This is a genomic window from Candidatus Pelagibacter communis, assembly GCF_001180025.1.
Taxonomy (GTDB): Bacteria; Pseudomonadota; Alphaproteobacteria; order Pelagibacterales; family Pelagibacteraceae; genus Pelagibacter; species Pelagibacter ubique_A.
This window is the reverse complement of the sequence record NZ_CVSK01000019.1, coordinates 1-696: the sequence shown is the minus strand read 5'-3', so window position 1 is coordinate 696 and position 696 is coordinate 1. Positions and strand designations below refer to the sequence as shown.

General features: G+C 28.9%; 2 pseudogenes. Both read right to left on the bottom strand.

The window, feature by feature from the left end:
• A pseudogene (locus AMN83_RS00300) lies at positions 1 to 267 on the bottom strand (proton-translocating transhydrogenase family protein); the annotation flags it as partial.
• A 10-nt stretch (positions 268 to 277) separates the two neighbouring features.
• Positions 278 to 696, bottom strand: a pseudogene (locus tag AMN83_RS00295) (NAD(P)(+) transhydrogenase (Re/Si-specific) subunit alpha); the annotation flags it as partial.

Genomic DNA, 696 nt, shown 5'->3' with positions numbered 1-696 from the left:
CATTCTTTGAGTGACTAAAAATCCTCCAAAAATATTAACAGCTGCTAAAACAATTGCTAAAAATCCATAAATACTAGATGATGAAAAAACTACTCCATCACTTCCAGACAAAGCTGCAATTATCGCACCTACTATAATTACTGAAGAAATTGCATTCGTAACTGACATTAAAGGTGTATGTAAAGAAGGTGTTACACTCCATACAACATAGTAGCCGACAAATATTGATAATACAAATATACTTAATCTGAATATAAAAGGGTCTATTTCCATAAATCTACTTAATAAGCGTTTTCTCTATAATTTCATCTTCTAAATTAATATTTAATTTCTTATTTTCTTTATCATATAAATTAGAGATAAAATTAAATACATTTTTAGCAAATAAATTAGAAGCTGATACGGGTAATTTGTTTAATATATTTGCCTCACCCAAAATTTTAACACCATCTTTTTCGACAATTTTATCAACTTCAGTGAAGACTGTATTTCCTCCTTGAACTGCTGCCAAGTCATAAATAACTGATCCTGATTGTAAATTTTTAAACATCTCCTCCTTAATTATCTTTGGAGCCTCTCTACCCGGAATTAAAGCAGTACAAATTATTATATCAATTTTTTTTAATGTTTCAGAAAGTAATTCTTCTTGCTTCTTTTTAAATTCATCTGAAGCTTCTTTTGCATAGCCACCTTCAG